This window comes from Plantactinospora mayteni, from assembly GCF_016862935.1.
Classification (GTDB): domain Bacteria; phylum Actinomycetota; class Actinomycetes; order Mycobacteriales; family Micromonosporaceae; genus Plantactinospora; species Plantactinospora mayteni.
The window spans coordinates 1-1,619 of record NZ_BONX01000105.1 but is presented as its reverse complement, the minus strand read 5'-3'; the positions used below and the strand labels follow the sequence as shown (position 1 = coordinate 1,619).

1 protein-coding gene is annotated in these 1,619 nt (G+C 68.6%); it reads right to left on the bottom strand.

Annotated features, from left to right (window positions below; genetic code table 11):
- Positions 1-8: 8 nt before the first annotated feature.
- A complete protein-coding gene (locus tag Pma05_RS42060; protein ID WP_307837053.1) occupies positions 9-1,451 on the bottom strand; it encodes an NF041680 family putative transposase in 1,443 nt (480 codons plus the stop codon).
- Positions 1,452-1,619: the final 168 nt, after the last annotated feature.

Here is a 1,619-nt window from a genome sequence, read left to right as displayed (position 1 = left end):
CTTTTTGTTTAACCTTTGCGTTGTTTGCGGGCGGTGATCGTCAGGTCACGCTTGACGGTTTTGCCGACGTCGTTCCGGGGTGCTGGTCTGCGGTTTCGTGAGCCGAGTGGGCGGCCGGGGCCTGGTCGTGCGGGTTTCGGTGCGGCGGCGGGCAGGGCGCTGTTCGCGCGGAGGTTCCGAAACGCTCGACGGACCCGGGCGGGGGTGAGCCGGCCGGGTGTGGTTGGTCGTTCCCACGGGCGGCGTAGGTCCGCGGCGAGGGGTCGGGCGAGGCGGAGTTGGGTGTGCGCGGCGATGATCAGCCAGGTCCAGCGGTCGGCGGTCTGCGGGGTGCGGATCTTCGGCCGGGTCCAGCCCAGGGTCTGTTTGAACAGTCGGAACGTGTGTTCCAGGTCGAAGCGGCGCAGGAACGACTGCCACCAGCGGTCGACATCGGCGGTGTTCGCGCCGGCTTGCGAGCACCACAACCACACCGGTTTGGGGTCACGGTCGCCGGGCAGGTGCTCGACCTGTAGCCGGATCAGGGTGCCCTCGATGACCGGCAGGTCGGCGGTGTGGTCGATCCAGCAGGTGCGGCGGGTCAACCGGGGGTGTAGCCGGTCCCAACTGCGGGCGTTGACGGTGCCGTAGCGGCTGGTCTGCGTGGTGGTGTGGTGCTGCGGCGCCGGCCAGGTGTCCGGGTTGTCCAAGCGGAATTCGGGGCCGTGTTTGGGCGGCCGTCCGGTGGCGCCCACCGCTCGGGGTGGCTTCGGTAGTCGTAGTACCCGGTCGGAGCGGATACGGCCCAGCAGCTGCACCGGCAGGTCGGCCAGGACGTAGGCGAGTCGGGTGATGTCGTAGCCGGTGTCAGCGACGATCAGAATCGGCGGCTGGCCGGCGCGCCAGTGCCCTGCCTCAACGAGGCGGTTGACGACGCCTCGCAGCTGGTCGGCGGTCACGGCAGTAGGGTCGTCGGTCGGGCCGAGGCGTACCGCGTCCAGGACCTGCGTCCATGAGGTGCGGCCGGACTCCAGCGCGGCGACGAACGAGTACGGCCAGCCGGGAATCGTCTGGGCCTGACTCTTCGCCCGCCCGTAGACGTGGCAGAACAGCCGGTCGGGCGAAGTCGACGCGTCCGGGCGTAGCCAGTTGCTGACATCGACCGCCAGGACGATCCGCCCGTGCGTGGTCCTCGGCAGCGGCAGGCCGGCCAGCCTCACCCGTAGCCGGCCGATGTCGATCCGGCCGCTGTTCAACCCGTCGTACAAGGCGCCGTGTCCCCGCCGGTGCTCCGCCACGAGCGACAGGTCGACCAGGCTGTGTACCGGCCCGTCGGTGCACAGGACCGCGTCGGTCAACTCGAACAGAGCGTCCGCCCGCGTGGTCAGGCAGTCGTAAAGGTCCTGACGGAAGTCGGTCAGTACCGTCGCCGGATCAGTTGCCGACCCGTCCGGGGTGTCGGGTAGTACCAGGCCGCTCAGGTAGTCCAGAATCGTGGCCACGGCCACCGCCCTTGATCTCTCGCGTCCTTGCCAGGGAACCGAAAGATCATCGAACGGTGGCCGTCTTGGTGTCGCCACGACACGCCGACGTCTACAAAGGACCACCGCCACACACGGACACCGACCTTAAAGAACAAG